Origin of the sequence: Neptunomonas sp. XY-337 (assembly GCF_004959845.1) — a bacterium.
Classification (GTDB): domain Bacteria; phylum Pseudomonadota; class Gammaproteobacteria; order Pseudomonadales; family Balneatricaceae; genus Neptunomonas; species Neptunomonas marina.
The window spans coordinates 519,940-546,129 of the sequence record NZ_SPLL01000002.1; the positions used below are offsets into that span (position 1 = coordinate 519,940).

Consider the following 26,190-nt stretch of genomic DNA (forward strand, 5'->3'; position numbering starts at 1 on the left):
GCTAAATGCCGTGAATATACTGCGATCTAACACATGATAATCGGCTTAGATTGGGCACAATGTATGGAAAAGCAGCTAGAGATACTCACCAAAGCGGTAACGACATGGTTGGCAGAGGAGCGCCCAGTAGTGCAAGCTCCCGCGGCACAAGAGCTAGCAGCGCAACTGGATGTTAGTTTAGGCGAGCAGGGCGCTGACTGGCCGACACTAGAGGCCGCGGTGCGCAACTATCTGCACTACAACCCCGATGCTGCACAACCTGATTTCTTCAAGTTGCTCTACTCAGGCCGTAACGATGCGGCGCTGCTGGGCGATTGGATCACAAGTTTGAGCAATGCCACCATGCATACCTACCAAGTGGGGCCGGTGGCCACGCTAATGGAACTGGAGCTGATCCGCCAATGGAACCGTTTGGTCGGCTTTGACGATACTAGCGAAGGCGTCATGGTTGCAGGTGGCAGCCAAGCGAATCTGATTGGCATGATGCTAGCGCGCCACCACGTCTGTCCAGATTACAAAACACGTGGTAGCCAAGGTCAAACGCTGGTGGCATATGTGTCTGATCAAGCGCATTACTCCGCACAAAAAGCCGCGAATGTGCTCGGAATCGGTACTGATAACCTGATTGCCGTTGCTACAGATGAGCAGGGCCGTATGTGCCCCGATGCACTCACAGCCGAGATCAACGCCAGTATCGTCAACGGACATGTGCCGTTTTTTATCGGCCTGACCGCTGGCACCACGGTAACGGGGGCGTTTGATCCTGTCGCTGCGTGTAGCAAAATCGCCAAGGCTCACAATATTTGGCTGCATATTGATGGCGCGTGGGGTGCTCCTGTGCTGTTTTCCCAGCAACACCGCCACCTATTAGCAGATAGCCATCTAGCCGATTCGGTTGCGTGGGATGCACACAAGCTGATGAACGTACCGATCACCGCCGCCGTCATTCTCGTCAAGCACGCTGGTGCGTTAACGGCTTGTTGCTCTGGCGGCGGGGGTGACTATCTATTCCATGCCGATGAGAATGCGGCCTATAACTTGGGCGAACGCTCCATTCAATGTGGCCGTCGTGCCGATGCACTCAAGGTTTGGCTCAGTTGGAAAGCGCTCGGCAATCAGGGCTTCGCTGCCAAAATCGATCACCTCCAAGCGATGCGGGCAACATGCGTTGAGCAGATTGGCGCAAGCAGCCAGCTTGAGCTGCTGGCTGATGCGAGTTACCTAAATATCTTGTTTCGATTCAACCCCGGTACCGGCCTCACTGAAGCGCAGCTCCGTACCTTGAATATCGAGATCTGCAAAATCATGATGCGTTCCGGCGGCCCTTACGTTGATTATGCTCAGTATAAAGGGCGCACCGGTATTCGATTGATCTTGGCTAACGGTGAGGTGAATGCCGGGCATATAGAGCGGCTGATTACAAAGGTAGAGCGGGTGGGTAGTGAACTATCTACGGCGTAAAGATAACCGGCTGGGTAGTGTCTGAAAGGTGGCGTTTTCCTAGCCTCTCTGTTTCTTCCGTGGTGGCGATGTTGTAGTGTTGATCACCACAACTAAATGATAATACGCTGCTTTTTAGCTAAAAACAGACGGCGGTTTTATCACATTCGGAGGAAAGGGAGTTGGATTCGATGAGCATCGTTTTGGTCGTGTTGGGCGTTGTGTTGGTAGTTGGGTACCTGTGGTACGTTTCGATCATTCAACGCCGAAATGCCATGCAGGAAGCGTTTTCAGGCATTGATGTGCAATTGAAAAAACGTGCCGATTTAATACCGAATATCTTAAAAATTGCGGCGAAGTTCATGGCGCATGAGCGCGAGTTGCTCGAAGAGGTAACGCGCCTGCGTAGTGAAGTTTTGCAAGCAACTGACGCAAAGGCTGATCAAGAGACGCGTTTTGCGCTGGAGCAGCAACTAGAAAGTAAAATGGGCAGTTTGCTGGTATCGGTTGAAAACTACCCAGAGCTAAAATCGCAAGAGAATATGTTAGCGGCTCAGCACGCCTATGCGGATGTTGAAGAGCATATCAGTGCTGCACGACGCAGTTATAATGCCGCTAACCGTGGGCTTCGCGATAGCATCCAAGTATTCCCTGGGAATGTTATCGCCTCTATCGCAGGTGTGACAGCGATGCCATTTTTTGAGGCGAGTAGCGCTGATCGTGCGCCGGTTGATGCCAATCAGTACCTTGGTTAAGCGTTATGATAATTCCATTACTCAACTCGCTTGGGGCGCTTAATCTACTGCGTTTTCGCCCTAAACAGGCCCCGGTAAACGATAGTCCCATATCTGATGAGCTGCGCGCCGTTATTGAGGAGCGCATCAAGCCGGGGTTAGATCAATTAGAAGCGCAGCGCCAGCACTACTTTGAACAGTACGAGAAACGGAAGAAGGTTCTAAAATACTTTGCTTTCCCCGCCGCGCTGGTATTTGGGGGTGTGCAATTAGCTAATCTGCATCTCTTTGAGGCACTACTGTACCCAGTGCTCGCCTTGCTGTTCGTGGATCATTGGGTGAATAAACCCGCTAGGGACTATATCGCTCACTATAAATCGAGCGTGCTGCCAATATTGGTTAAACTCTATGGCGATTTCACCTACGCACCCAAAAGCGAGTTTGATCCTGAGCTAGATAGTCGTTTCAAGGTGGTTCCCCGTTTTGAGCGCTGGAGCAGCGAAGATGCGATTAAAGGAAAGCTTGATGATATTGGCTTTGAGTTTTGCGAGCTGCATCTCAAAGTGAAAACCAAAGACTCGACACGGACTGTCTTCAAAGGCGGCATGATATCGTTAACCATGCCCTTCGAGTTTGGTGCGCACGTGATTATGCATAAAGATAAGGGTGCCCTTGGCAACTTGTTTGCACGCGGTGCGCTCTCGCACCAAACCGTGGCGCTTGAGAACCCAAACTTTGAAGCGCGCTATGAAGTGCGCGCTAATGACCAGCAACTTGCCCGTTATATTCTATCGCCCGCCATGATGGAGCGCCTAATTGCGTTGGATGATCTCTTTAGAGAGAACGTGCAGGGCAGCGGGCTAATGTGCGAATTTGTGGGTAACACTGCGCTACTCATGTTGCCTTATAGCGGCAATCTCATGGAGCCTACGGATATTCACACATCTGCGTATGAGCTGGAAAAACTACCGTTGATTGCCCAAGAGATAGCACTGCTGTCTGGCGTGGTCGAGCAATTAAAGCTCGACTATATGGCAACCAGAAAGCTTGCAATGCAACAGCTATCGCAGGGGCAACTTCGCCAGTGAACGCGGAATTGACTTAGAAAGGAGGAGCGACGGTGATCTCGCGGCTACCTAAGTGGGTTGAGTTGGGCGCTTTTGTATTGGCGCTGGTGGCAGGAGTCGTGAACGCCATCGCCCTCTTAGGATTTGAGCACCAAGCCGTCTCGCACTTATCTGGGACAGCGACGTTACTCGGAACGCATCTAACAAACCCTAGCTCAGCGCTATTACACTTAGTGCTATTACTCGTCTCTTTTGTAGCGGGCTCGGTGGTTGCGGGTGCGCTATTACACGGCGCAACGCTCAAGCTTGGGCGGCACTATGACACCGCCTTACTGCTGGAGGCCGCCTTACTTTTGGTGGCACTTGGGTTGCTATACTTTGGTTCGTATCACGGCCATTACTTTGCGTCCGCTGCTTGTGGCTTACAAAATGCACTGGCCACAACATACAGTGGCGCTATTGTACGCACGACTCATATGACCGGTATCTTCACTGACCTTGGCATTATGCTCGGCGCTCGTTGGCGAGGCGAGCCGTTTGATCGGCGTAAAGCCCAGCTGTTTTTACTGATTATCAGCGGTTTTATCGGTGGCGGCGCACTAGGCGCATGGTTGTTCCGCGAGTATCACTTTATGACGTTACTGTTGCCTATTGGCGTCTGCCTAGGGTTGGCTTTCCTGTATCGGGTCTATCTAGTGGAGCAGCGTTTTGACAGTACCGAATGATACGACCGAATGGGCTACTCAATATAGCCCGCGAGAGAAGTTAATCCGAGTGATCGGCTTGTTAACCCTTGCTGCTGGGCTTATGGGGCTGCATCACTGGTTATTTCTTCCCTGGTTTAACGAGTTCGTAAACCGCCCGCAATGTGTTCAGCTATTCGGTATCAGCGCGCTGCGCTACTTTTGGCAGATTATCTTTATCGGTATACCGTTGTTCACACTGGTTGTGGTCGCTGTGTTGACACTACCGTTGGGCCTTAAGAGCTTGAAGGAGCAGCGCTTTCCGCCCCAGCATGTCAAAGTGATGAAACCCACCCGCGTTAGTGTTGGCCGCGTGGCGGTTTTTAAGGCCGTTGGGTTACTCATGTTACCGGTGCTGATGTTTGTCATGGTGTTGTGGGGTGCCCAGCAGGCGCAAAACATGCCCGATTTAGACCCTGCGATGCTGCCGCAGAGTGAGTGCGGCACTCACTTACAAGAGGTTCATTGAATGGAAAACTTAACCCCTGTCGAGCTGAAAACCTTTGTTCCTGCTAAAACCTTTACACAGTCGTTAGCGTTCTATCAGGATCTTGGTTTTGAGTTGGCTTGGCAGTCTGATGAGCTCGCCTACCTGCGTTTAGGAACAACGAGCTTTTTGCTGCAAAACTACTACCAAGCGGAGTTTGCCAACAACATGGTGATGCATTTGTTAGTCGAAGATGTGGAGGCGTGGTGGCAGCATATTCTTACTACTAATTTAGTGGCCAAATATCAGGTGCGCGCAGAACCGCCCGAAGATCGCCCTTGGCAGATGCGTGATTTTGTACTTTGGGACCCTAGCGGCGTGCTGTGGCGCATAGGGCAGAACACTGACTAATCGTCACCGCACGATAGGAGCGCTTGTATGCTTACTGCAGAATTTCTGATCACCTCACTGGTTGTGGTGCTTATTCCCGGCACTGGTGTTCTATACACGCTATCAACCGGGTTGTTTCTGGGCGTTCGGGCCAGCTGTTTTGCTGCCATTGGCTGCACGGTTGGCATTGTGCCCGCCCTGTTGGCGAGTATTTTTGGGCTTGCGGCGTTGCTACATACCAGTGCGATGGCATTTCAGTTTGTGAAATTTGCAGGCGTTGCGTATCTATTGTTTATGGCATGGTCGATGTGGCGTGCGAGTGGTGGTTTTGGCCTAGGAGAGGCGCCTGCCGCTAGCTTGCTTAGCATCGCCTCGAAAGGGCTCTTCATCAATATTTTAAACCCGAAACTGACGCTTTTCTTTCTCGCGTTTTTGCCACAGTTTCTGCCTGCATCGAGTACGACACCGATGCTGGATATGTCTTTGCTTGGTCTTGTCTTTATGGGCATGACGCTCGCTGTTTTTCTGCTCTATGGCGCGCTTGCCCATTATGTCAGCCGTTGGTTGTTACGCTCGGAAAAGGTAGCGCGGACTATGCAGCGTGGCTTTGCCGCTAGTTTTGCTGCATTAGGCGTGAAGTTGGCGATGAGTGAGCGGGCATAATTTTGTACGAGTCGATATGGGGTTATCTGTCTGGCCATTGGCAGTTACTAATGGCGGGTGAGCGGGCAGGCGTCCTCTTTGGGATCTCTTTGTATGCGCTTTTGATGCTGAGCTTCTCTTCGTGGATGCAGATGCGCGCCAGACGCTGGCCGAGCGTTGCAGGTGAGTTGCTAGAGCTGGGCACGCGCCGCAGTATCACTGATGACAATTACCATAGCCATACGATAAAAGCGCTCTACCGATATGTGGTTGATGGTGTGAGTTATGAAGGCTCTAAAGTGTCGCATGGGTGGTTGTTGCAGCACCGAAAGGTGTGATCTTGCAAGCTCAGCTCAAAGGGGTAACGCATCTTGAGAAGGGGCAGGTGCGGGTATTTTATAACCCCAAGAACCCTAAAAAGAGCCTATTAATTCGGCCTAGCTTGATCGGGTTGTGTGTTTCGTTAGCTCTAGCACTCGTGCCCATTGGGCTGCATATCTATTACTTTGGTTAGATAAACATGCCCAGCGGTGCTGGGCATGTTGGCATTAGGCATCTTTTAAGATGCTACGCAGCTACGCACATCGGAGTTGCCGCCAGCCGGTGTCGCTTCACCCGCTTTCGGGTCAACCACGCGGACGGTCGCCACTTTGCTTTGGGTAAAGAAGTCGATTGCGTCCTTACCTTGCACCTTATTGTTACCCACTAACGAGCCTTTGATACCGCCAAAGGGTAGGTAAGGGTGCGGCGCGCAAATGCCCACGTTAACGCCCACCATGCCTACATCTGCTTCGTTGATAAACTTCTCGGTGTAGTAGCTGTTTTGGGTGAAGATGACCGCGCCGTTGCCCATCTCGTGATTTTTAATAGCACGCAACGCACCGTTGATGCAGCCTACCTTCATCACGCTAAGTACCGGGCCAAAGATCTCTTCGCGAGCGATCTGCATGCACGGTGTTACATCAGTGAAAATCGTTGGGCCGACAAAGTAGCCATCTTTATTTGCAGCGGCGACATCAGGATTACGGCCATCTAGCGCAAGGGTAGCGCCCTCTTGCTGGCCGATCTCAATGTAGTTCTCGATCCGCTCTTTCGCTTTGGCAGAGATAACAGGGCCCATAAACACATCTGGATCCATCGCATCACCAACCGTGACATTCTTAGAAGCTTCCAACAGGCGCTCTACAAATTCATCGTAGATCTCTGGCACCACTACGATATTAGAGACCGCAAGACAGCGCTGGCCTGCTGAGCCGTAACCGGACATCAAAATGTTCTCGATCATCAAGTCCATTGGCGCATCTTCCATCGCCACCAAGAAGTTCTTGGCACCCCCTAGCAGCATGGTTTTCTTACCGCTGCGGCCACACCCTTCGGCGATCGCCTTTGCGGTTGGTGTGGAACCCACCAGACAAACACCTGCGACGTTGTCATCTTCGTACCAAGCTTCGACTGTTTCGCGGTCGCCATGAACAATATTGACCACGCCCTCTGGCAGACCGATCTCCACCAACAGTTGCATCATCTTCTGCATGAACAGCGGAGACTCTGTTGAAGGCTTATAAACAAAGGTGTTTCCGGTGCCAATGGCGAAGGGGATAAACCAACCAAACACCAGTGCTGGGAAGTTAAAAGGGGCAACACCACAAAATACGCCAAGCGGCGCTTTGATCAGCCGTCCGTTGATGTTATTGGCGATGCCTTGAACGGTTTCACCCTGTACTAGTGCGGGGATCGTGCAGGCCATCTGCAGGATTTCGATAACGCGCCCCACCTCACCGCGCGCCTCAGCGATATGCTTGGCTTGGTCGATGGCGATCGATTCAGCCAGCATCTCTAGGTTATCTTTCATCGCTTGCTGCATCTTGAAGATGTAGTCCATACGTTTTGGCAGCGGCGTTGCGCTCCAAGCAGGAAAGGCCTCGGCTGCAGCGGCAACGGCGGCACGAGACGTTTCCACTGAGGACAGCGGAACTTCACCGATAACGGCACCGGTGGATGGGTTTTTCAATGGTTCATACTGGCCATTCGTTTCATCTAGCCACTGGCCATTAATATGGTTTTTTATCTTAATGTAGTTTGTCATTGTTATATTCCGTTAGTGTCAGGTTAAAGCGTTATTCGCGAGTAACATCACTATAAAGTTGCGCGGTTCTGAGGCCGTAGATCCACGAATTTGTGAGATGTAGTTCCAACGCGGGTGGTAAAAAAAGGGCTCCGAAATCGAAGCCCGAACGCCTCAGCAGCGTGAAAAGTTCAACTAGTAGCCCATCAGTAATTTGGGCAAGAAAAGCGACAGCTCTGGTACAAAGGTCACGAGAAACACCATCGGTAAGTGGCCGAATACCAAGAACTTGAGCGTGGGTTTAATGTAGCGGTCAAGGGATAGCTTGCTGACCCCGCCAGCCATGTAGAGCATGGGTGCACAAGGAGGGGACACATTCCCAAGGCCAAGGTTGACACCGACCACCGCCGCAAAGTGGATAGGATCGATCCCTAGTTCATTGATGATGGGAAGGAAGATAATCGCTGCCAGCACACTGCCCGAGATATCATCGACGATCATGCCAATAAGCAGTAACAGCAGATTGATCATCAGCAGCAGAATATATTTGTTCTCAGTGATCTGTAACAGGCTTTGTGCAAGGTCGCGCGGTACTTGCTCCAAAATCATGGCACGGCTCATGATAAAGAGGAAAAAGAGTACCGCCATAATGGAGCCTGTCATGGTAACCGCACGCACCGTAACGGAGCCTAAGCTGCGTAAAGTCATGCCTTTATAGATGAACAAACCCACGGGGATTGCATACATCACGGCAATCGCCGCCGCCTCTGTTGGCGTAGCGATACCACTGTAGATTGCGCCTAAGATCAGCAGTGGCATCAGTAGTGCAAAGGCGGCACTTTGGCCGGTTTTCACCACGCCTTTGGCAGCCTCTTTAAAGGGCAGCGGTGCTGCGACCTCAATATTTGGATCGTTACGTAGGAACCAGATATTGAGTAAGCAGTAAACGATGGTCAGGATAATGCCCGGAATAATCGTTGATAGGAACGCCGCGCCTACAGAAATACCTCCTGTGATCGAGAACACGATCATCGGAATGCTCGGTGGGATCAGCAGAGCAAGAACCGATGAACACGCGACCAGCGCTGTGGCGTGCCCCGCGGGGTAGCCTTCGCGAATCATACGCGGAATCATGATCTGGCCAACGGCCGCAATCGCCGCTGAAGAGCTGCCGGAAATTGCACCAAACAGCGCGCAGGTCAACACGGTCACAGCTCCGAGCCCGCCTTTAATGCGCCCAACGATAGCGTTAACGAAGTTCAGTAGGCGCTCTGATATACCCCCTTCGGCCATCAGAAGACCAGCGAATATAAACAGCGGCAACGCCAGCAATGCAAAGCCGCTGGCGGTCTTGAAGCCATGCGGAATAAGAAATGAGATGTTGTTGCCTGTGGTGTAGGCGAACAGCACAGCGCCGATGCCAAAGGCAAACGCCACGGGAATTTCGATCAGGATTAGCACGATAACAACCGCCATCGCGATAAGAAACAGCGTCATCGTCAGGCTCCTTTTTGGCTGCGTTTCATGCGGCGTATATCGCGCCACTCATTGATAGTTTCGAGCAGAAAGTAGCCGACCATCATGGCAAAGCCGACAATCATACTGGCGCTCCAGATACCTCTTGGCCAACGCAGGTTGATACTGACGCGGCCTTTATCGATCTCTTTTAGGGCATATTTACATGCGAAGTAACCGAACAGAATGGCGGCTAACATGCAGGTAATTGAGCCGATAAAGCGGATAAGTTTCACTTTGTAGGGGTCTTTCACAACTAGGCTGACAATCCCGCCATGAATATGCTCGCGTTCGCGAGTGGCGTAACCCATGCCTAAAAAGTAGATCCAAACCGCCAGCAGAATTGACGCTTCTTCAATACCACTGAAGGGAGAATTTAATAAATAGCGCAGCACCACTTGAGTAAACATGAGTAGCGCAAGCCCAAGGCCTGCCAAAATCATCAAGCTGCGAAACGTAACGTTAAGTAGGCGCTCAAAACGTAAAAGGTAGCCATCTAAGCGGTTGTTGGCTGTATCGGGTACCGCATGTAGATGGGGTGGCATTGGGTGCGAGCTAAGATCAGGGTCGTAGTCGTAGATCTTGGTATAGCCCACTGACTGAGGTGTGTTGTTGTTCATGGTACTGATCCTATGTAAAGCAGAAAGGGCGCCGAGCACACGCTCTAGCGCCGGTTGACCGTAAGGATCAGTTGATGCCTGCAATTTTGCGCATCATGTTCATAATGTCTGCGCCAACCACTTTCTCCATAAATGGCCACTCATTGGCGTACAGAATCTCTTTCGCTTTCGCCATCTGTTCAGGTGATAGCTCGACGACTTTCACACCGCTACCGCGTACTTTATCGAGGAAGCCTTCATCGATCGCTTGCGCTTCATCCCAAACTTTCGCCATGGTTGCATCTGCTGCTGCCACTAACTTAGTGCGCTCAGCTGCTGGTAGGTCTTCCAGCCACGATTTGTTCACAACCCAGAAGGCGTGCTCGAAGTAATCTTTGGTAAGAATGTAGCTTTCGATAACATCACGCATCTGCCAGATCTCAACCGAAGGTGCGGTGCCACGTGCATCAATCGTACCGAGCTGGAGAGCCGTGTAGAGTTCAGAGAAAGGCATCGGTACGGGTGTGAAGCCGAAGCTCTTGTAGCGCTCGATACCGATAGGGATCGCCGGTACACGCATCTTGATGCCCTTACCGTCCGCTGGGAAGTTGGTGGGTGTCTCTTCAACGCCTTTGCGCATCGCGATGGAGCCGAAGCCCGTTGGGATGATACCTAGCACCACTAAGTCGAGATCGTTGAGAATCTCGTTGTAGACATCAGTCATTTTGCCGTTTGGCCCGTACACTTCGCGTGCTTGTGCCCAATCATCTACCACATAACTCAACCAAGAAAGATCAAGGCGAGGATCGTACTCGGAAGCACCGAAGCTCATGGTCATCGGTACAACACCTTCCATGCTTTGCTCAAAAATCGATGCCCAGTCACCTAGCGCTCCGCCTGGGTGGTAGTCCACCTCGATATCGGCACCGGTTTTCTTGAGCTCATCCATGAAGGTGGTGGATGTCATATGGAAGATGTGATCGGCAGGGTAGGCGTGGCCGAGCATCAGCTCTTCCGCCTGTGCTGTTTGCACGCTAGGCAGTGTTAGGGCAGCAGATAGGACGCAAGTAGAGAGCAGAGTCTTTGCACGAGTCGTTATTTTCATAGTTACCTCGGTGATTGTTATTGTTGTCGCTAAAGGGCAGCAAAAGTTCACGCTGCGCTTTGATAGTCCGAGTCCGACAACGTGGATTTTGGTAAGACAAGACCGCGTTGTCGGAGCCACTTCAATATAAATTTGGCGCTCCAATAGCCAATAGGCCCAACGCTAACCCGAAATATAGAACCAGGCTGTATCGCTAGTATTTATGGGGCTTGTAGAGGAGTTGGTTGTGAAGATTGCGCTGCTTTAGGTGTGGGCTTTAGCTAAGCAAAGTAACGATAAGGCCGAGCAGTATATGCTGTTTAAGGACATGATGTGTGAGAGGAGAGGGGCAGTATCCATTGCCCAATATGCGCTTAGGTAAGCTCACCTATTAACGCCGCTAGGCGCTCAATACCTGGCCGAATCCGCTCGGTGGCGATCGAGGAGTAACCCAAGCGGAAAAATTGTTGAGGTGGGTTAGCGCGGTGAAAGTAGATATCCCCTGATTCGATAACGACACCGCGCTCGAGGGCCAAACGCTTCAGCTCTCGGGCATCTAAACCATCGGGGCCCTTAACCCAATAGGCGGAACCGCCAAACACCGGTGGTTTCGCTGAGGCAGGCAGGCAGCTTTGTAGCGCATCACTCACCGCTTTCCAGCGCTCTTCATAGACCTGCACAATACTGCGCACCAGTGAGTCGTGGTACCCGCGATGGAGAAAGAGACCAACCGAGCGTTGGTTATTCATCGGCGGGTGGCGCAGCATCATGCGGCGAAATTCTCGGATCTCTTGAATCAGAGGTTTGGGCCCAACCATATACCCCAGCCGTAAGCCGGGCGATAGGGTTTTAGAGAGGCTGCCAATATAGATAACGCGGTCGTTTTTATCTAAGCTTTTCAGCGCTGGTGTTGGATTGGCAGCAAAGCTGGTTTCGCACTCATAATCATCTTCAATGATTAAAAAGTTATCACGCGAAGCTTGCTCTAATAGGGCTTGGCGCCGCGCCAATGGCATTGTTACGGTGGTGGGGAACTGGTGGCTTGGGGTGGTGAAGATCAGGTCGCAATCGCGCAGTTGCTCTCCGGTTTCTAGACCGTCTTGGTCGATGGAGAGGTTTTTAATCCGTGTGCCGGTGCAGGCGGCCATATGGATAAGATCAGGATAGCCTGGGTCCTCTAAACCGAAGCGCGTTGTTTGGTTGAGCAAAACCCGCATCAGCATATAAAGCGCGTGTTGGGCGCCCACCGTAATCAGGATCTCATCAGGCTCCGCCCAGACGCCTCTGCGTGGCAGTAAGCGTGAGTGAATCTGCTCTACAAGGAGGGCATCATCGTCGTCATAGCGGTCACCGGCCCAGTCGCCAATCGCCTGTACCGAAACTGCCTCTTTACAACATTCGCGCCAATGGTTGGTTGGGAACATCTTGGGGTCTAGCTGGCCATAAATAAATGGGTAAGGGTAGTCCCGCCAACGGTGTACTTTGTTGAGCTTACGCTCGGTGGGGCGCAACTTCAGGCACTGGTCCCAGTCGGGCTTGTTGCCGCTTTCGATCGCCACGGGCCGCTCCTCTTTGACGGAGCTTTTGAGGATCTCATCGTTAACATAGAAACCGGCGCGTTCACGTGAGATCAGGTAGCCATCGTACATTAGGTGCTCGTACGCCAAGATCACGGTATTGCGCGATACACCAAGCATTTGCGCAAGTTTGCGTGTTGAGGGCAGCGGTAGATCGGGTGGAATATGCCCATCGATAATGGCTTTACTGATCTGCTCCCGAATCTGCTGCTGCAAACTGGATTCACTATCAGGAGAGAGATGAAAAAGGTGGTTTAACATCTGTTTTAGCTCCTTGGGCGGTATGCTACTGCGCCATGAACAAGGGGTTTTTATTCTTATAAAGTGAATCTTATTGGTACTAAACCTTCGGAGGTAGTGCCAGCGTTTGGTACCAAATAGGGCCATTTCCGTCTTGCAAAGCTAAATTTACGTGAAAGTGGTTCCTGTATGTGTTCTTAAAATGGATCTTCTATGGATCCATTGGTGGCTTTATGCTGCGTTTACGTTATTGGAGTGCCGGCATGGTTTGGCTTACTCCGGCGAGACAGGCGTATAGGAGTTGTTATGAAAACAGAGCCGCTGTTTACCGCATCACGTGATCTATATCAGAACGAACTTGGGCAACCCATTGGTCCGACATTGGAGAGTTGGGTGCCGTGTCAAAGCCCACCGAGCACGCCTCTCGTGGGGCGTTTTTGTCGGCTTGAGCCGATGGCTCCAGAGCATCACGCTAGGCCGTTGTTCGATGCTTTTGCGTTGGACATGAGCGGCAAAAACTGGACCTATCTATTCGCTGAGCCGTTTACAGATTATGAGGCTTTTGACCGATATTTAGTCGAGACGTGTTGTGGCGATGACCCGCTTTTCTACACCGTGATCGATCAGGCTAGCGGGCTAGCCGTTGGTATGGCGGCGCTGATGCGTATTGATCCACGCATGGGCGTTATCGAAGTGGGCCATATCCACTTCTCGCCACGTATGCAGCGTACGCCGATGTCATCAGAAGCGATATTTCTGTTGATGAGCCGCGTGTTTGATGAGCTAGGCTATCGCCGCTTTGAATGGAAATGTGACAGCCACAATGCCCCCTCAAAACGCGCCGCCGAGCGCTTTGGTTTTAGCTTTGAAGGCATTTTTCGCCAAGCGGTTGTGTATAAAAATCGCAGCCGCGATACCGCTTGGTTTTCAATTATTGATCGTGAGTGGCCACACGTTAAAGCGATGTTTGAAGGGTGGCTCGCCCCTGAAAATTTTGATGCACAGGGCAAGCAGCAGCAACCACTACGTCACTTTAGAGCAGACAAGGAGTAAGAGATGAATGTATCTGTTAAAGCGTTGCATACCGGCGATAGATCAGCATGGGAAGTGCTCTATAAAGGTTATGCCGAGTTCTACAACATGCCTATGACAGATGAGACACTCAACACCGTATGGCAGTGGATTTTTGACCCGAACAACCGCTTTTTCGCCCTGATTGCAAAAGACGAATGGGGTAATGGTGTCGGTTTGATGCACTACCGTGGTATGCCATCGCCGCTGCGCGGGGCTGAAGTTGGCTTCTTGGATGATCTGTTTGTCGATCCAGATTGTCGTAGTCGAGGTGTGGCCGAGCAGATGTTCGCGCGTTTACAGCAGGAAGCCCAAGCGCAGAACTGGCCGTTCGTGCGTTGGATTACCGCGGAGAATAACTACCGTGCGCGGGCCGTTTATGACCGTATTGCCGATAAAACACTTTGGCAGACCTACCAATTGAATACGGATTGCTAGGGGCTCCTGCCAAGTTTTAAGCACAAAACCTGACAGGCCCGTTTAGCTACCCCAATTAAGCAAAGTGGCGTGGTTGGCTTGGATGCTATCTAGACGGGTGCGTAAGCGTTCGGCAAAGGCTTGAGTGATCATAGAACGCGGTGTGTCGTCGGGGTAGAAGATACCTATATTGAGCTCGACTTCGGGATTAAAGCGCCGAAACACCACCTTGCCGGGGCTTGCGTAGCCTTGATAGCTATCGACGGAGATCAAGTCCATGACACAAACGCCAAGGCCGCGCTCCACAAAGGTGAGTGCAGGGATAAAAAAGCGCGTCTGCAAGCGCACGTTCATCCGATGTCCGTTGTTTTCAAACTCCTTCAGGAGGTCATGGAAAATCATATGATCAGGGTGCAGTGTGATCATCGGCTCACCATCGAGCAAGGCGGTGTTGAGCTCCTCCTCTTGAGCAAGCGGATGATCTGCCGGTATCGCGACACAGCACGGTAGCGTAAAGCGATCATCAAGCGAGAGTTGCGACTGGTGTTGGGTAACCTCGGCCAGCCCAAGGTCATATTGGTTTGAGGCAACCCACTCTGCGACAAGATCTGAGGTACGGGTTTGTAAGGAGGCCTGTACCTTGGGGTGCTCCTCTAGAAAGTCGGCGAGCAGGTTAGGCATAAAGAAGGTGGATGGGCCGGGCATACAGCCGATACGCAAAAAACCGTACTGCTTGTTCTGGATATCTTGGACCGTTTGGCTCACATCTTGGATGCGATTAAAGATCGCTTCGATTTCGCGGTACAGATACTCCGCTTCAGGCGTTGGGTAGAGTCGTTTTTTATGGCGCTCAAACAGCTGGAAGCCGATCTCCTCCTCCAGAGAGCTAATCATCATACTGACCGCAGGTTGGGTGCGAAAAAGCTGCTTAGCGGCTTGAGAGACTGAGCCTGCAAGCATCACGGCACGGAAGGCTTCCATCTGTTTTAGGTTCATGGCAACGACCTATATATTAGAAAATCTGATAAACCTTATTATTCCGTATTTCTAGCTTATATCAATGAGAAGATGGTGCGGAATGTATGGAGCCGTGAGTTGCAGCAAGGCTGGAGAGACTCACCCGCTAGAACAGCGGGTGAGGTGGATAACGCGAATGGTTACTTCTTGCTCGTGCGAGCAGCTTCTTCGGTGTAGATCGCATAAGTTGCTTTTAGGTCAGAGATCCACTCTGGGCCGTATCGATAGTCCACCAATGCGCCTATGTTTTCGTATGCTTTCAGCACTTCTGGGTCTTTCATCACTTTCGCGGTTGCCGCGTTCAGTTTCTCAACAACTTCTGCCGGTACACCTTTCGGGGCAAAGACACCAGACCAGCCGCCAAAGCTACCTTTGATGCCATAGTCAGAGAAGGTTGGCACGCCTGGGAAGGCATCCATCTTCTGATCCATTACCAAGATGCGGGCACGATCTGCTTTGACGTGTGGACCGAATGCAGGTGGGAAGGAAACCGCAGAGTCGATGTGACCACCTACAACCGATACCATGGACGCAGCTGCGCCTTTTGCGTGAACGTACTTCACGTTATAGCCCGACTGGTTTGCGATGATGTTCGCCATAATCGTACCAGAAGACGACGCACCCCAAGAGCCTTGGGTCAGTGTTTTGCTATTGGCACCTTTAATGAACTGGTCGAAGTCTTGGTACGGGCTGTCCTTGGCTACCACGACGGCCAAAGGCACTGACGTGAATTTTACAACCGGCTCGAAGCTATCAAAGCTGTAAGGCGTTTTGGTGAAGTTAGGCGTCACCAGCATGTTGCTCAAACCTGCATTGATGAGCGTGTAGCCATCGGCTTTCGCACGAGCAACGAATGACGTACCCACAACACCGCCACCGCCTGGCTTATTAACGACAACAACCGGTACACCTAGCTCTTTCTCGACCGCGTCTGCCCAGATGCGCGTTGTTAAGTCGGAGTCACCGCCAGCACCCCAAGGTACAATGACCTGAATCGGTTTTTCAGGGTAGGCCGCAAGCGCCGCACCTGATGCAACAGTCATCGCGACTGCTGTTGCCAGAGATAACAGAGTTTTTTTAGGGCTTTTCATACCAACTTCCTTTCATTTATTTTTATTGACGTTCATTTTTTCAAGCGGTGCGACCGTGCGCACCGCCGTGAAATCGTTTGCTCAGCTAGGCGGGGCTCTCCTCTCCTTGTGCTGAAGCGCGCTTTGCGGCTTTTGCTTTCATGCGTGCGCTAGACAACACGAAGAAAGCCGATAGCGCGATAAACACCCAAGAGAACGGTGAGGCGAAGAAGCGTCCATAGTCGTCACCGACAATAGCGAATGCCTGATCCAGGTTCTGCTCGAGGAAGGGTGTCAAGATAAAGCCGATGATGAAGACCGCCGGGTTCAAGCCCACAATACGCATGCCGTAGCCCAGTACCGTAAAGGCGATCAACACCAAGATGTCGTTCATGTTTTGGCCCGCGGTGAAGGCGCCGGTAAAGGCGAACACCGTCACACATGGGAAGATGTAATAACGGCGCAGCGATGCCATCTTCACAAAGAACTTGAAGCCTGAGCGCGCGATAGCGAGCAGGAACAGGTCTGTGATTAAGAAGCCTGCAAAGATTGCGTAGATGGTTTCAGTGTGCTCAAAGAAGATCATCGGACCGGGTGTTAGGCCGTGAATCAGAAAGGCACCCATCAACAGTGCGGCAACATCATCGCCAGGAATACTGAGCGTCAGCATCGGGATCATGCTGGAGCCACACACCGCATTGTTAGCGGATTCCGCAGCAGCGATGCCCTCGACCGAGCCTTTGCCGTACTTTTCTGGGTTCTTTGAAGTACGTTTGCCTTCGCCATAGGCGATAAACGCAGCTGTACTCGAGCCTAGCCCAGGCAGAGCGCCGATAAAGGTACCGATGCCGCTTGATTTCAAGATGGTACCAAACACACTGCGGAACTCTTTAAAGCTGATGCGATTGTCCGCCGGGTTAGGGGAGCGGGTGATCGCGAGCTCGTGATGAGGAATTTTGCGGCGGCGGATCACATTGATCACTTCCGGCATCACAAGGACACCAATCAACATCGGCGTAAAGGTGAAGCCGCCGATCAGCTCATCAATACCAAAGGTAAAGCGCGCGGAACCTGTGATTGAATCGATACCGACCATCGCAAACAGCATACCTAAACAGCATGAAAGTAAGCCGCGAGGAATCGATTCACCCGCCATAGAGCCGATCACCGTGAAGGCGAACAGCAATAGAAAGACCTTCTCGATGGGGCCCGCTTGTAGCGATATCGCCGAGATCGGTGCAGCGACGAGTATCAGTACCATCGTCGCCAGCATCTCTCCAGATACGGACGCGAATAGCGACATATCTAGCGCTTTACCGGCTTTACCTGCTTTGGTCAGTGCATGACCATCTTGCGCGGTTAAGAAGGAGGCTGCCGCGCCCGGCGTGTTGATCAAAATAGCCGAGATTGAGCCGCCATAGATCCCTGCTTTGTAGACCGCCAGCAGCATCGTAATGCCGATGATGGGGTCAACATAGAAGGTCATGGGCAGCATGATTGCGATCGCCATGATGGCTGAGATACCGGGAATAGCACCAAAGATAATGCCAACCACTACACCTAAAATGATGCCGAGGATTGGGCCAACAGCCAGAATCGAACTGAAGCCGCTAAGAATATTGTCTAACATCTGCAGTGCCTCCTATAGCGACCAAGTTGGTAAGTAAACGCGCAGAAACTCACGCGAACCGTAATAGATCAATATAGGAACAACGACCGAGACCACCGTGATCGGTAGCCAATTGCGCCCGCCCAGCAGGTAGGCTACCGCCAACATAATGAATGGCGTTGTGACCATAAACCCGATATAGGGCACGGCCAGCCAGTAGAGGACAAAGATGCCGATGTAGATCGCAATACCACCGAAGCCATCGGTGGAAATGATCTCATTCTCTTCTTGAGGCTTACCCTGAGCGAGTTTTTGGAACGCCTGAATGGCAATCGTGCCAGCGAATAAAATCATCAGACCGGCTACCGCACGTGGCAAGAACATAATGCCCAAATCACTTTCGGCACCACCTTCGGCGAGATTGTCGTTGGTTAGAATGATCACCGCGATGATGATCAAAAACGTCGAGAGCCCGACGTCTATTTTTCGTCTATCCATTTGCAACACCAATAACTTCTTATTTTTATAACCAGTGCCGATGTCGTCTTACGGGCAATGCTTGAATGCATTGCTGACGCGTATCTGGCGATTGGCCACTGTTAAAACCAGTTTAAATAAACCCTATATAGATACAATTCGAAAAAAACACTGATTTCATAAGTTAATCTTATGTTTTTGGGTGGGGAGGTCTATTCTTCCGTGAGTAGTGTGTATCCGCACACCGTTTGACTTATCGAACATAAGACTATGGTAGCGGAAGTTGTAATGGGCTTGCTGTTTGAATTTGTATAAAGGTTGTGAAATGGCGACGTTTCGTATGCATTAACGATTGTTATCAGCGTGGTTGAGCGCGGTACTCATTCAAAATATAAGTTTTTCTGATTAAATATTAAAAAAATCGGATTTGTTATTATGATTTTGGCGGAAAATAATAGTTCTAACTTAGGCTCTGACCTGAATCGTCTAGTGACGACAGGCCGACAACAACAATAAGAAAGAGTGTTTCGAAGCCGGTTAGGTTACTTGTTAATCTGCCGAGTGCTTATCACCTTTATACATTGTCCTTCTCGGTAGCGTTGCACCTGCAACGTGTTGCACTTCTCTCGATGGTTCAGAGCTATCTATTTAGCAGCCGCTATTCGGCTGTATCAACGACATTAGATCTAAGCGAGTAACCGATGATTGAACGCCAGCATAAAAATCAACGCATGAGCCAGCTTGTTAGTTTTGCCAACCTAGTGTGGACCGCAGGCCAAGTAGCTAAAGATCCATCGCAGGATATGGCCGGTCAAACGGAACAGATCTTGGCGCAGATTGACGCGCTGTTGGCCGATGCTGGCAGTAGCAAAAGTGCGCTTATTAGCGCCAATATTTGGGTTTCAGATATCAGCCAGTTTGCGCAGATGAATGCGGTATGGGATGCCTGGGTTGATAGCGAAAACCCACCGGTGCGCGCATGTGTTGAATCCCGTCTTGCTCGAGACGAGCTGTTAGTCGAAATACAAGTGGTTGCCGCCAAACTCTAATAGCTTAGAGGCTGATACGGTTATGGAAACAAAGCATGTAGCAGTCGTGGGGGCAGGCATTGTAGGCCTGTCAACAGCGATTAGCCTGCAGCAGGCGGGCTTTACTGTCACCCTGATCGATCGTCACGATCCGGGAAAAGGGGCGTCTTTCGGTAATGCTGGCCTGTTTGCAGACTACGCGCGGCTGCCTTTTACCAAGTTCGCTATGCTGCGCAAAATGCCGGGCATGTTGCTTGATAGTGAAAGCCCGCTCTCTATGCAAGGCGCTTATCTGCCTCATCTGATGCCCTATGGTTGGGGATTCTTAAAGTCGTGTTCCCAAGCAAAGTATGAGCAGGGGAGAGCTGCACTTACCCAGCTACAGCATCACACTCGCGAGAATGATGATCATCTGTTAGCGCTAACAGGGGCGCGCAGTTTGGTGCAAGCTAACGGGTGTTTGGGTCTGTTTGCAACACAAGAAAACTTTGTTGCAGCGCAAGAGGGCGACATGGCTGAGCGGCTGGCGCAGGGCGTTAACCTGAGTTACGTGGGTGCTGAAGCGGTTGCTGAGTTAGAACCTGACCTTGCCCCCTTTTATGCAGGCGGCGTTTTCTATAAGGACACGCGCTTTACGGTGAACCCACTGGCGCTGTGTCGGCGTTATGCGGAGTATTTCGCTGCCCAAGGGGGGCGTCTCCTTAATCAAGAGGTGGTGGCCGTTCACCCATCTATTGATCGCGTCGAGGTACAGTTGCAGGATCAACGCATAGCAGTGGAGCATGTGGTGATGTGCGCAGGCGTTGCGTCCCAAAAACTGCTGGATCCACTGGGTTGCCGTTTTCCACTTGTGAGCGAGCGCGGTTACCACCTGACGTTGGATACTGAAAAGAGCCAAATTGGCCGACCGGTAGGTTGGTTGGATAAAGCGATATTTCTCACTCCTATGGCGACCGGTGTGCGCTTAGCGGGTACTGCAGAGTTTGCATTTGCAGATGCACCAGCCAATGAGCAGCGTACTGATGTCATGCTGAAGCATGCGCAAGTGATGCTGGGCTTCACGCCGCAAGTGCAGGACTCTTGGGTCGGTAGCCGTCCATCGACGCCTGATTCACTGCCTGTGATCGGCTCGTTAAAAGCACACCCGCGCATTACAGCCGCATTTGGCCATGGCCATTTGGGGTTAACGTTTGCGGCGGTGACCGGCAAGTTAGTAACACAAACCATTCAAGGCGTTGCGACCGCGGTAGATTTGCAGCCGTTCGCACCCGAGCGATTTAGTTAAGGTATTTATATGATTATTAAAGGTGGTATCAATATTTGCGGCGTGCCGATGGGTGTGATTTCGCTGGAATCCTACTTTCCAAAGCCCGATGGCCATATCAAACATCCGGCAAGCTTTGATTTCCCGATGCTGTATAAAACGGTTCAAGGCGCAACGATTGACCGCTTAATTCGTGAGCGTGACCCTGCACTTTTACAGCCCTTTATTGAAGCGGCACAAGAACTTGAGCGTGAAGGCGTTAAAGCGATCACCGGAAGCTGCGGGTTCTTGGCGCTCCATCAAAAAGCGTTGGCCGATGCCGTCGATATCCCGGTCTTTATCTCTAGTCTGATTCAAGTGCCGCTGGTTTCGCGGATGCTCAAGTCCGAGCAAAAAGTCGGTGTTGTGGTGGCGAACTCCGACGCGTTGACGGCTGATCATCTATCGGGCGTGGGCATTCAGGATGAGCCTATCGTTGTTGCTGGTATGCAGGCGCAGCGTCAATTTGCTGAGGTTATTCTGCGCGGTGACAGCGTAGATCTGGATATGGAGATCTTTGAAGCTGAGTTGACGAGTGTGGTAGAAACGATGCTGAACGAAAACCCAGAGGTGGGTGCCATCGTTCTTGAATGTACTGACCTGTCCCACTTTGCACCGCGCCTGCAAGCTAAGTTTGGCTTACCCATCTTTGATTTAAGCAGCCTAACACGCATGGTTGCGGCGACCGTCGAGCGCCAAATCGCATAAGGTTTTCTCTCTTCTCAATGTGTTGGAGCGTCTGAACAGCGCTTCCTTTGGGTGAGTATCACGTTGAAACAGCCGTGATACTCACCGTTTTTATCGCTTGCTCTCGATTCTCCTTTCTTTTCAATACATGCCAATAGCGTTGGTTGGTAGCAGCGCTATCAAGAAACCGTGAGCTAAGGAGGTTGGTTATGCGGCGCGGTTACCTGCTCAGTACCAGCACAGGGCACATCGACGATCCTTTTGCTGTTGTGAAACAAGCATAAGTACAGTGCTTATGGCGGCTGTGACGAGCTAGCACGTTGAGTCGAGGAGCGAGCCGGGCACGTTAAATGACGCCCAAAAAGACAGCCGATACGCTCAAATGTTTGTTGTACCTCAATGGTAACTACACTGATTGGTGTTAGGTTAGCGTATTTGAGTACCCTCCCAATGCGTTTTTTAAGGCGATCATTGGCGGGATAATGTATTGGTGAGAGATTGTTAAGCGCTAATTTTTAGTTGGGCTTAACGAACTTGTCAGTAAATAGTCATGGTTGGCAGCCATAACCATAGCTTCGGTATCCTGTTGTTCGCTAAGCTATTTCGATGGTTTGTCAAGGTTGAGCTTGTTGGTTTTTTACAGTATTTTTTACTCATCAATGAAACATTTTTATGTTTGTTTGATGTGTCTTTACTGATATGTAGCGTTTTCTTCGATCTTTTGGGGACGTTACAGTTTAAAGCGTATCCAGCAACGGGCACGGGAGACGAGCGGCAAAAAGACGACGAGTGAGTAGCAGCTAGGGCTGCTTGACGAAATCCAGTTGTAAATACGAACTGACCTCTAACTGTTGGGATAACAATGCACCAAAATCAGAACTCTTATATCAATACGTTTTTCAAGATGGAGTCCGCGGGCGGCATTCTGCTGTTTTTCGCAGCTGTATTGGCGATGTTGCTTGCTAACTCTGCTTTGGAACCTATCTATCAACTTGTCTTATCAACACCAGTGGAAGTGCGCGTTGGCGCGCTTGATATCGATAAACCGCTCTTGTTGTGGATTAACGATGGTTTGATGGCGGTTTTCTTCTTTCTTGTCGGGCTTGAATTAAAGCGTGAGCTGGCAGAAGGTGAGTTATCGGACCGACGCAATGTTATTTTGCCGGGTATCGGTGCTGTTGGCGGGATGGCGGTTCCAGCCCTCATCTATGCATTCTTTAACTATGATGACCCTGCAGCGATCAATGGCTGGGCTATTCCAGCGGCAACTGATATCGCATTTGCACTGGGTGTTTTGACACTGCTTGGCTCGCGTGTGCCAACATCTATCAAAATCTTCCTAACATCGTTGGCGATCTTTGATGATATTGGCGCGATTATCATTATTGCGATCTTCTATACCTCGCAGATCTCGTTCACAGCGTTGGTGGTTGTGGCTTGCTGTATTCCGCCACTATTCCTACTAAACCGCTTCAATGTGATCTCGAAGAGCCCATACATGCTGATCGGTATCATCATGTGGATCGCGACGTTGAAATCTGGTGTGCACGCAACGTTGGCGGGTGTCGTACTCGCGATGTTTATTCCGATGCGTTCCAAAGCTGACCCAGAGTACTCACCGGTGCGTGGCCTTGAGCATGACTTACACTCTGTTGTTGCTTTCTTTATCCTGCCCGTCTTTGCTTTTGCCAATGCTGGCTTGAACCTCAAAGGAATCACGACCGAGCAGCTATTCCATGGCGTACCTGTAGGTATTGCGTTAGGTTTGTTTGTTGGTAAGCAGCTTGGCATCTTTGGCTTCTGCTGGTTGTTTATCAAGATGGGAGTAGCGAGCTTGCCTAAGGGTATGACGTGGGTTGGTCTCTATGGCACTGCGGCGCTCTGTGGCATTGGCTTCACCATGAGTCTCTTTATCGGCTCACTGGCCTTTGGCGATGTGGCTGATAAGATGTTCGATGAACGTTTAGGTATTATTTTTGGCTCGATCTGTTCTGGTATTGTGGGTTATCTGATCCTCAATGCGAGCCTTAAAAAGAACCCCGATGCCGAGGCATAGTTGTTAAATCTCTGAAAAGCCCAGCCTAGTGCTGGGCTTTTTTGTGGGCCTTTCACGCAGGTCTGATCTACCTCCTTTTCGATCTCGTAACAGATTAAAAGGAGAAAAATATGGGTTGGTCAGAGCGGTTTTGGGTGAATGCTATCGGTTTTCAGGCCGTTTGGTGGGGCTCGATATTACTAGGCGATACTGCCGCATTTGCCGTTCTTGCTCTACTTGCGCTGCATCTTGCCTTTCACTCGCAACCTATTGTTGAGGCCAGAGTTGTTATTGCATCCGGTGTGGTAGGTTTCAGCGTTGACTCATTGCTCACCGTAGCTGGTGTTTTCACCTTTCCCTCATTAATACTTTCACTACCTCCTATATGGTTACTTCTTTTATGGTTTGCGTTCAGCGCGACACTGCGTAACAGCCTAAGTGTATTGCGCAAGTATCGGGTTTTAGCGAGCGTACTGGGCGCTGTCGCTGGCGCTTCTACTTACATTGCCGCAGCCAAGCTCGGCGCTGTTGAACTCAGTTTTGGCTATCTTGCCACCTTCCTGTTGCTCTTGCCCGTCTGGGCAGTGCTGTTCCCCTGTCTACTCGTTCTCACTGAAAAACTGGAGGAGAGTTATGTTTCGCATCACCACTAGATGGCTGCTAAGCATCAGCCTAATGTTTGTCTTTGCTGTGCCGCTGAAAGCTGCACAGCTCACTCAACCAAGCTTTGAGGAGTCTTGGCAAGATGTTGGCGAAGCGCATCTTAAAGTGTTCTGGTTTGACGTTTACAACGCGGTGTTAAGAACCCCGACGGGCCGCTTTGATGGCTACGATGGGCCTTTGCAGCTCTGCCTTGATTATCAGCGCAAGATTCGCAAAAAAATGCTGCTTGATGAAACGCGTAAGCACTTAAATCCCTTAGCGACGCAAGCGCAAGTTGAGCGCTGGATGCTAGAGCTGCAGCAGATGTGGCCCAGTGTGAAAGAGGGCGACCAAATAGCTTTTCAAATTGATGAGCAAGGTAAAGGCCACTTTTTCTTCAATCAAACGTGGATCGGTACGATGAAAGATCCGGAGTTTTCGCCCGCTTTTGTCAAAATATGGCTAGGCCGCTCAAGTATGTTTCCAGAGCTTGCAGAAAAACTGAGAGGGGGCCAATAAGTGGAGTTGATGCAGCGAATGATGGTTCTAGCGGCGCTATTTCTAGTCGCCGGTTGTGCCGCAACGGTAGATGACTATGCCGATAAAACGCCAAAGTTAGAGCTGCCGAGGTTCTTCTCGGGTCAGCTTGTAGCACATGGTATGGTGCAAGATCGCAGCGATAACGTGTTGCGGCACTTCAGCGCATCCATCCGTGGTGAATGGCAGGGCAATCAAGGTATTTTGGACGAGCAGTTCATTTTTGATGACGGCGAGGAGCAGCATCGCTGCTGGCGGCTAACCAAAGAGGGCGATAGCTATACTGGTACGGCGGGGGATGTCGTTGGCACTGCTGCAGGGCGTACGGTCGGAAATGCACTGAACTGGCAGTACCAGTTATTAGTGCCTGTGGATGGTACGGAGTGGACGCTAAATATCAATGATTGGATGTACTTGATCGATGAGAACAACTTACTCAACCGTGCGACGATGTCGAAATTTGGCTTAGAAGTGGGGCAGATTACTTTGTCTATCCGTAAGGTCGGTGAGACGGGTGGGCCACGCACGCCAGGGTGCAGCTTATGAGTATTGCTCGTTGGCAGCGCGCTTGGGTAACGGGCGCTGGGCGTGGTATTGGTGCAGCACTGGCAGAGGCGTTAGCACGCGAAGGTGTGATCGTCTATGCCTCTGCTCGAAACCGTGAAGAGCTCGACGCGCTTGCGGAGCGCTGTAGTAGGCTGGCAGGGAGTATTGTGCCCATGCCACTGGATATTACCCAGAAAGCAGATATCGAAGCGGCCCTGAATGGCTTTGAGAAGGAGGGTTGGCCAGAGCTGGTGGTACTGAACGCTGGAACGTATCAGCCGTTTTCCGCACAAGCGTTCGATGAGGAGAGCTTTCAGCGGCAGATCGATGTCAATGTAAACGGTACGGTGCGCTGCTTAGCACCTATATTGCAGCGGTTTACATCGCAAGACCACGGGCATATTGCTGTTATGGCATCGGTTGCCGGGTATCGGGGCTTGCCCACCGCTTCAGCGTATGGCGCCAGTAAAGCAGCATTGATCAACATGTGTGAATCGCTGCGGCTTGATCTTCGGGGCACTGGGGTTAAGTTACAACTGATCAATCCAGGGTTTGTAAGAACACCGCTAACGGACAAGAACACGCATGACATGCCTGCACTATTGGAACCAGAGGATGCCGCAGATCGTATTGTCAGAGGTTTGTCTGGCGACGGGTTTGAAATTACCTTTCCAAAACGATTCACCTACTGGCTAAAACTCTTTCGTATCCTGCCATATCGTTGGTATTTTGCTCTCGTCGGCCGGGCGACCAAATCGGGCCGTTCATCGTAAACAAGGGGTCATCATGACAGCAGTACAGCATTGGGCAGCACATTATAGCGGTATCCTTGAAACGCTAGCGCCTGCTCAGCTTGATAAACTCGCGGCTGCGACAGCGGAAGATATTGAGTTCCAAGATCCGTTTAACCATACCACCACGCAAGCCGACTTCTTAGCGGTCATGGCGGATATGTTTGAGCGTCTCGACTGGGTTAGATTTGATGTGCATAGTCAGCAGCAGAACGGCCAAGAGGCGTTTATCACGTGGACATTTTCCGCAGCGAGTGGAAAAACCGGTGAGTTTAGTGTGGCGGGAAGTAGCTACCTGACGGCCAACAGTGATGGCTTGGTCACTCTACACCGTGACTATTGGGATGCGTCGGAGCTGATGCAGATGCTGCCACTGCTCGGCGCTGTGATCCGCAAAGTTCGGCGTAAAATGGGGCACGGCTAGCGCCCCAATAGCC

At 51.1% G+C, this 26,190-nt stretch carries 29 protein-coding genes; 20 read left to right on the top strand and 9 right to left on the bottom strand.

Annotated features, from left to right (window positions below):
* Positions 1–63: 63 nt before the first annotated feature.
* From E4L36_RS06060 to E4L36_RS17900, 9 genes are all read left to right on the top strand, one after another.
* Positions 64–1,461 carry an aminotransferase class V-fold PLP-dependent enzyme gene (locus E4L36_RS06060; protein ID WP_136679823.1) on the top strand — a complete coding sequence of 466 codons (1,398 nt, stop codon included), beginning with the start codon at positions 64–66 and terminating at the stop codon, positions 1,459–1,461.
* Between the two features lie 170 nt (positions 1,462–1,631).
* On the top strand, positions 1,632–2,195 hold the full coding sequence (locus E4L36_RS06065) for a LemA family protein (RefSeq protein ID WP_136679825.1): 564 nt from the start codon (positions 1,632–1,634) through the stop codon (positions 2,193–2,195).
* 5 nt (positions 2,196–2,200) lie between these two features.
* Positions 2,201–3,262 carry a DUF3137 domain-containing protein gene (locus tag E4L36_RS06070; RefSeq protein ID WP_136679827.1) on the top strand — a complete coding sequence of 354 codons (1,062 nt, stop codon included), beginning with the start codon at positions 2,201–2,203 and terminating at the stop codon, positions 3,260–3,262.
* 32 nt (positions 3,263–3,294) lie between these two features.
* On the top strand, positions 3,295–3,966 hold the full coding sequence (locus tag E4L36_RS06075) for a YoaK family protein (protein ID WP_136679830.1): 672 nt from the start codon (positions 3,295–3,297) through the stop codon (positions 3,964–3,966).
* Positions 3,950–4,453: a hypothetical protein gene (locus tag E4L36_RS06080; RefSeq protein WP_136679832.1), complete on the top strand. Its 504-nt coding sequence runs from the start codon at positions 3,950–3,952 to the stop codon at positions 4,451–4,453. The genes E4L36_RS06075 and E4L36_RS06080 overlap by 17 nt, the downstream gene beginning before the upstream one ends.
* Entirely contained in the window at positions 4,454–4,822 is a 369-nt protein-coding gene (locus tag E4L36_RS06085; protein WP_136679834.1) for a VOC family protein, read from the top strand. It begins immediately after the preceding gene.
* A gap of 27 nt (positions 4,823–4,849) precedes the next feature.
* Complete coding sequence (locus E4L36_RS06090; RefSeq protein WP_136679835.1) at positions 4,850–5,464, top strand: LysE family translocator; 615 nt, start codon at positions 4,850–4,852, stop codon at positions 5,462–5,464.
* Positions 5,465–5,466: 2 nt separating this feature from the next.
* On the top strand, positions 5,467–5,781 hold the full coding sequence (locus tag E4L36_RS06095) for a hypothetical protein (protein ID WP_136679837.1): 315 nt from the start codon (positions 5,467–5,469) through the stop codon (positions 5,779–5,781).
* Between the two features lie 2 nt (positions 5,782–5,783).
* The gene (locus E4L36_RS17900; protein ID WP_206064516.1) at positions 5,784–5,957 is read left to right on the top strand and encodes a hypothetical protein; all 174 of its coding nucleotides are present in this window, start codon (positions 5,784–5,786) and stop codon (positions 5,955–5,957) included.
* A 45-nt stretch (positions 5,958–6,002) separates the two neighbouring features.
* Here E4L36_RS17900 and mmsA read toward each other — a convergent pair whose 3' ends face one another.
* The 5 genes from mmsA to E4L36_RS06120 all read right to left on the bottom strand — a co-directional run bounded on the left by mmsA (position 6,003) and on the right by E4L36_RS06120 (position 12,544).
* Entirely contained in the window at positions 6,003–7,529 is a 1,527-nt protein-coding gene (gene mmsA / locus E4L36_RS06100; protein ID WP_136679839.1) for a CoA-acylating methylmalonate-semialdehyde dehydrogenase, read from the bottom strand.
* Between the two features lie 174 nt (positions 7,530–7,703).
* The gene (locus tag E4L36_RS06105; protein ID WP_136679841.1) at positions 7,704–9,005 is read right to left on the bottom strand and encodes a TRAP transporter large permease; all 1,302 of its coding nucleotides are present in this window, start codon (positions 9,003–9,005) and stop codon (positions 7,704–7,706) included.
* A 2-nt stretch (positions 9,006–9,007) separates the two neighbouring features.
* Positions 9,008–9,643 (bottom strand): TRAP transporter small permease, encoded by a 636-nt coding sequence (locus tag E4L36_RS06110; RefSeq protein WP_136679843.1) that lies wholly within the window; start codon positions 9,641–9,643, stop codon positions 9,008–9,010.
* Between the two features lie 67 nt (positions 9,644–9,710).
* Positions 9,711–10,727 (bottom strand): TRAP transporter substrate-binding protein DctP, encoded by a 1,017-nt coding sequence (gene dctP / locus E4L36_RS06115; RefSeq protein ID WP_127695595.1) that lies wholly within the window; start codon positions 10,725–10,727, stop codon positions 9,711–9,713.
* Positions 10,728–11,080: 353 nt separating this feature from the next.
* Positions 11,081–12,544 carry a PLP-dependent aminotransferase family protein gene (locus E4L36_RS06120; protein ID WP_136679845.1) on the bottom strand — a complete coding sequence of 488 codons (1,464 nt, stop codon included), beginning with the start codon at positions 12,542–12,544 and terminating at the stop codon, positions 11,081–11,083.
* Positions 12,545–12,829: 285 nt separating this feature from the next.
* Here E4L36_RS06120 and E4L36_RS06125 point away from each other — a divergent pair, with 285 nt between their 5' ends.
* Together E4L36_RS06125 and E4L36_RS06130 are read left to right on the top strand one after the other, a co-directional pair.
* Complete coding sequence (locus E4L36_RS06125) at positions 12,830–13,576, top strand: GNAT family protein (protein ID WP_136679847.1); 747 nt, start codon at positions 12,830–12,832, stop codon at positions 13,574–13,576.
* Between the two features lie 3 nt (positions 13,577–13,579).
* A complete protein-coding gene (locus E4L36_RS06130; RefSeq protein ID WP_136679849.1) occupies positions 13,580–14,032 on the top strand; it encodes a GNAT family N-acetyltransferase in 453 nt (150 codons plus the stop codon).
* Between the two features lie 42 nt (positions 14,033–14,074).
* On the opposite strand, the gene E4L36_RS06135 is transcribed toward E4L36_RS06130, so the two are convergent.
* The 4 genes from E4L36_RS06135 to E4L36_RS06150 form a co-directional block, all read right to left on the bottom strand.
* Positions 14,075–15,007 carry a LysR family transcriptional regulator gene (locus E4L36_RS06135; protein ID WP_136679851.1) on the bottom strand — a complete coding sequence of 311 codons (933 nt, stop codon included), beginning with the start codon at positions 15,005–15,007 and terminating at the stop codon, positions 14,075–14,077.
* A gap of 161 nt (positions 15,008–15,168) precedes the next feature.
* Complete coding sequence (locus tag E4L36_RS06140; RefSeq protein WP_136679853.1) at positions 15,169–16,119, bottom strand: tripartite tricarboxylate transporter substrate binding protein; 951 nt, start codon at positions 16,117–16,119, stop codon at positions 15,169–15,171.
* A gap of 85 nt (positions 16,120–16,204) precedes the next feature.
* Positions 16,205–17,728, bottom strand: a complete 1,524-nt coding sequence (locus E4L36_RS06145; RefSeq protein ID WP_136679855.1) for a tripartite tricarboxylate transporter permease — start codon at positions 17,726–17,728, stop codon at positions 16,205–16,207.
* Positions 17,729–17,740: 12 nt separating this feature from the next.
* The gene (locus E4L36_RS06150; protein ID WP_127695609.1) at positions 17,741–18,205 is read right to left on the bottom strand and encodes a tripartite tricarboxylate transporter TctB family protein; all 465 of its coding nucleotides are present in this window, start codon (positions 18,203–18,205) and stop codon (positions 17,741–17,743) included.
* 680 nt (positions 18,206–18,885) lie between these two features.
* On the opposite strand from E4L36_RS06150, the gene E4L36_RS06155 reads away from it, so the two are divergent.
* From E4L36_RS06155 to E4L36_RS06195, 9 genes are all read left to right on the top strand, one after another.
* A complete protein-coding gene (locus E4L36_RS06155) occupies positions 18,886–19,233 on the top strand; it encodes a RidA family protein (RefSeq protein ID WP_136679857.1) in 348 nt (115 codons plus the stop codon).
* A 22-nt stretch (positions 19,234–19,255) separates the two neighbouring features.
* Complete coding sequence (locus E4L36_RS06160; RefSeq protein WP_136679859.1) at positions 19,256–20,497, top strand: FAD-dependent oxidoreductase; 1,242 nt, start codon at positions 19,256–19,258, stop codon at positions 20,495–20,497.
* Between the two features lie 9 nt (positions 20,498–20,506).
* On the top strand, positions 20,507–21,223 hold the full coding sequence (locus tag E4L36_RS06165; RefSeq protein WP_136679861.1) for an aspartate/glutamate racemase family protein: 717 nt from the start codon (positions 20,507–20,509) through the stop codon (positions 21,221–21,223).
* 841 nt (positions 21,224–22,064) lie between these two features.
* Positions 22,065–23,258 (top strand): Na+/H+ antiporter NhaA, encoded by a 1,194-nt coding sequence (gene nhaA / locus E4L36_RS06170; protein ID WP_136679862.1) that lies wholly within the window; start codon positions 22,065–22,067, stop codon positions 23,256–23,258.
* Between the two features lie 110 nt (positions 23,259–23,368).
* Positions 23,369–23,890, top strand: a complete 522-nt coding sequence (locus E4L36_RS06175; protein ID WP_136679863.1) for a DUF2878 domain-containing protein — start codon at positions 23,369–23,371, stop codon at positions 23,888–23,890.
* Positions 23,871–24,398 carry a chalcone isomerase family protein gene (locus E4L36_RS06180; protein ID WP_136679864.1) on the top strand — a complete coding sequence of 176 codons (528 nt, stop codon included), beginning with the start codon at positions 23,871–23,873 and terminating at the stop codon, positions 24,396–24,398. The genes E4L36_RS06175 and E4L36_RS06180 overlap by 20 nt, the downstream gene beginning before the upstream one ends.
* Before the next feature lie 9 nt (positions 24,399–24,407).
* Complete coding sequence (locus E4L36_RS06185; RefSeq protein ID WP_136679866.1) at positions 24,408–24,962, top strand: DUF3833 domain-containing protein; 555 nt, start codon at positions 24,408–24,410, stop codon at positions 24,960–24,962.
* The gene (locus tag E4L36_RS06190; RefSeq protein ID WP_136679868.1) at positions 24,959–25,735 is read left to right on the top strand and encodes an SDR family NAD(P)-dependent oxidoreductase; all 777 of its coding nucleotides are present in this window, start codon (positions 24,959–24,961) and stop codon (positions 25,733–25,735) included. The genes E4L36_RS06185 and E4L36_RS06190 overlap by 4 nt, the downstream gene beginning before the upstream one ends.
* Positions 25,736–25,748: 13 nt before the next feature.
* Positions 25,749–26,177: a nuclear transport factor 2 family protein gene (locus E4L36_RS06195; protein ID WP_127695627.1), complete on the top strand. Its 429-nt coding sequence runs from the start codon at positions 25,749–25,751 to the stop codon at positions 26,175–26,177.
* The last annotated feature ends 13 nt before the right edge of the window (positions 26,178–26,190 follow it).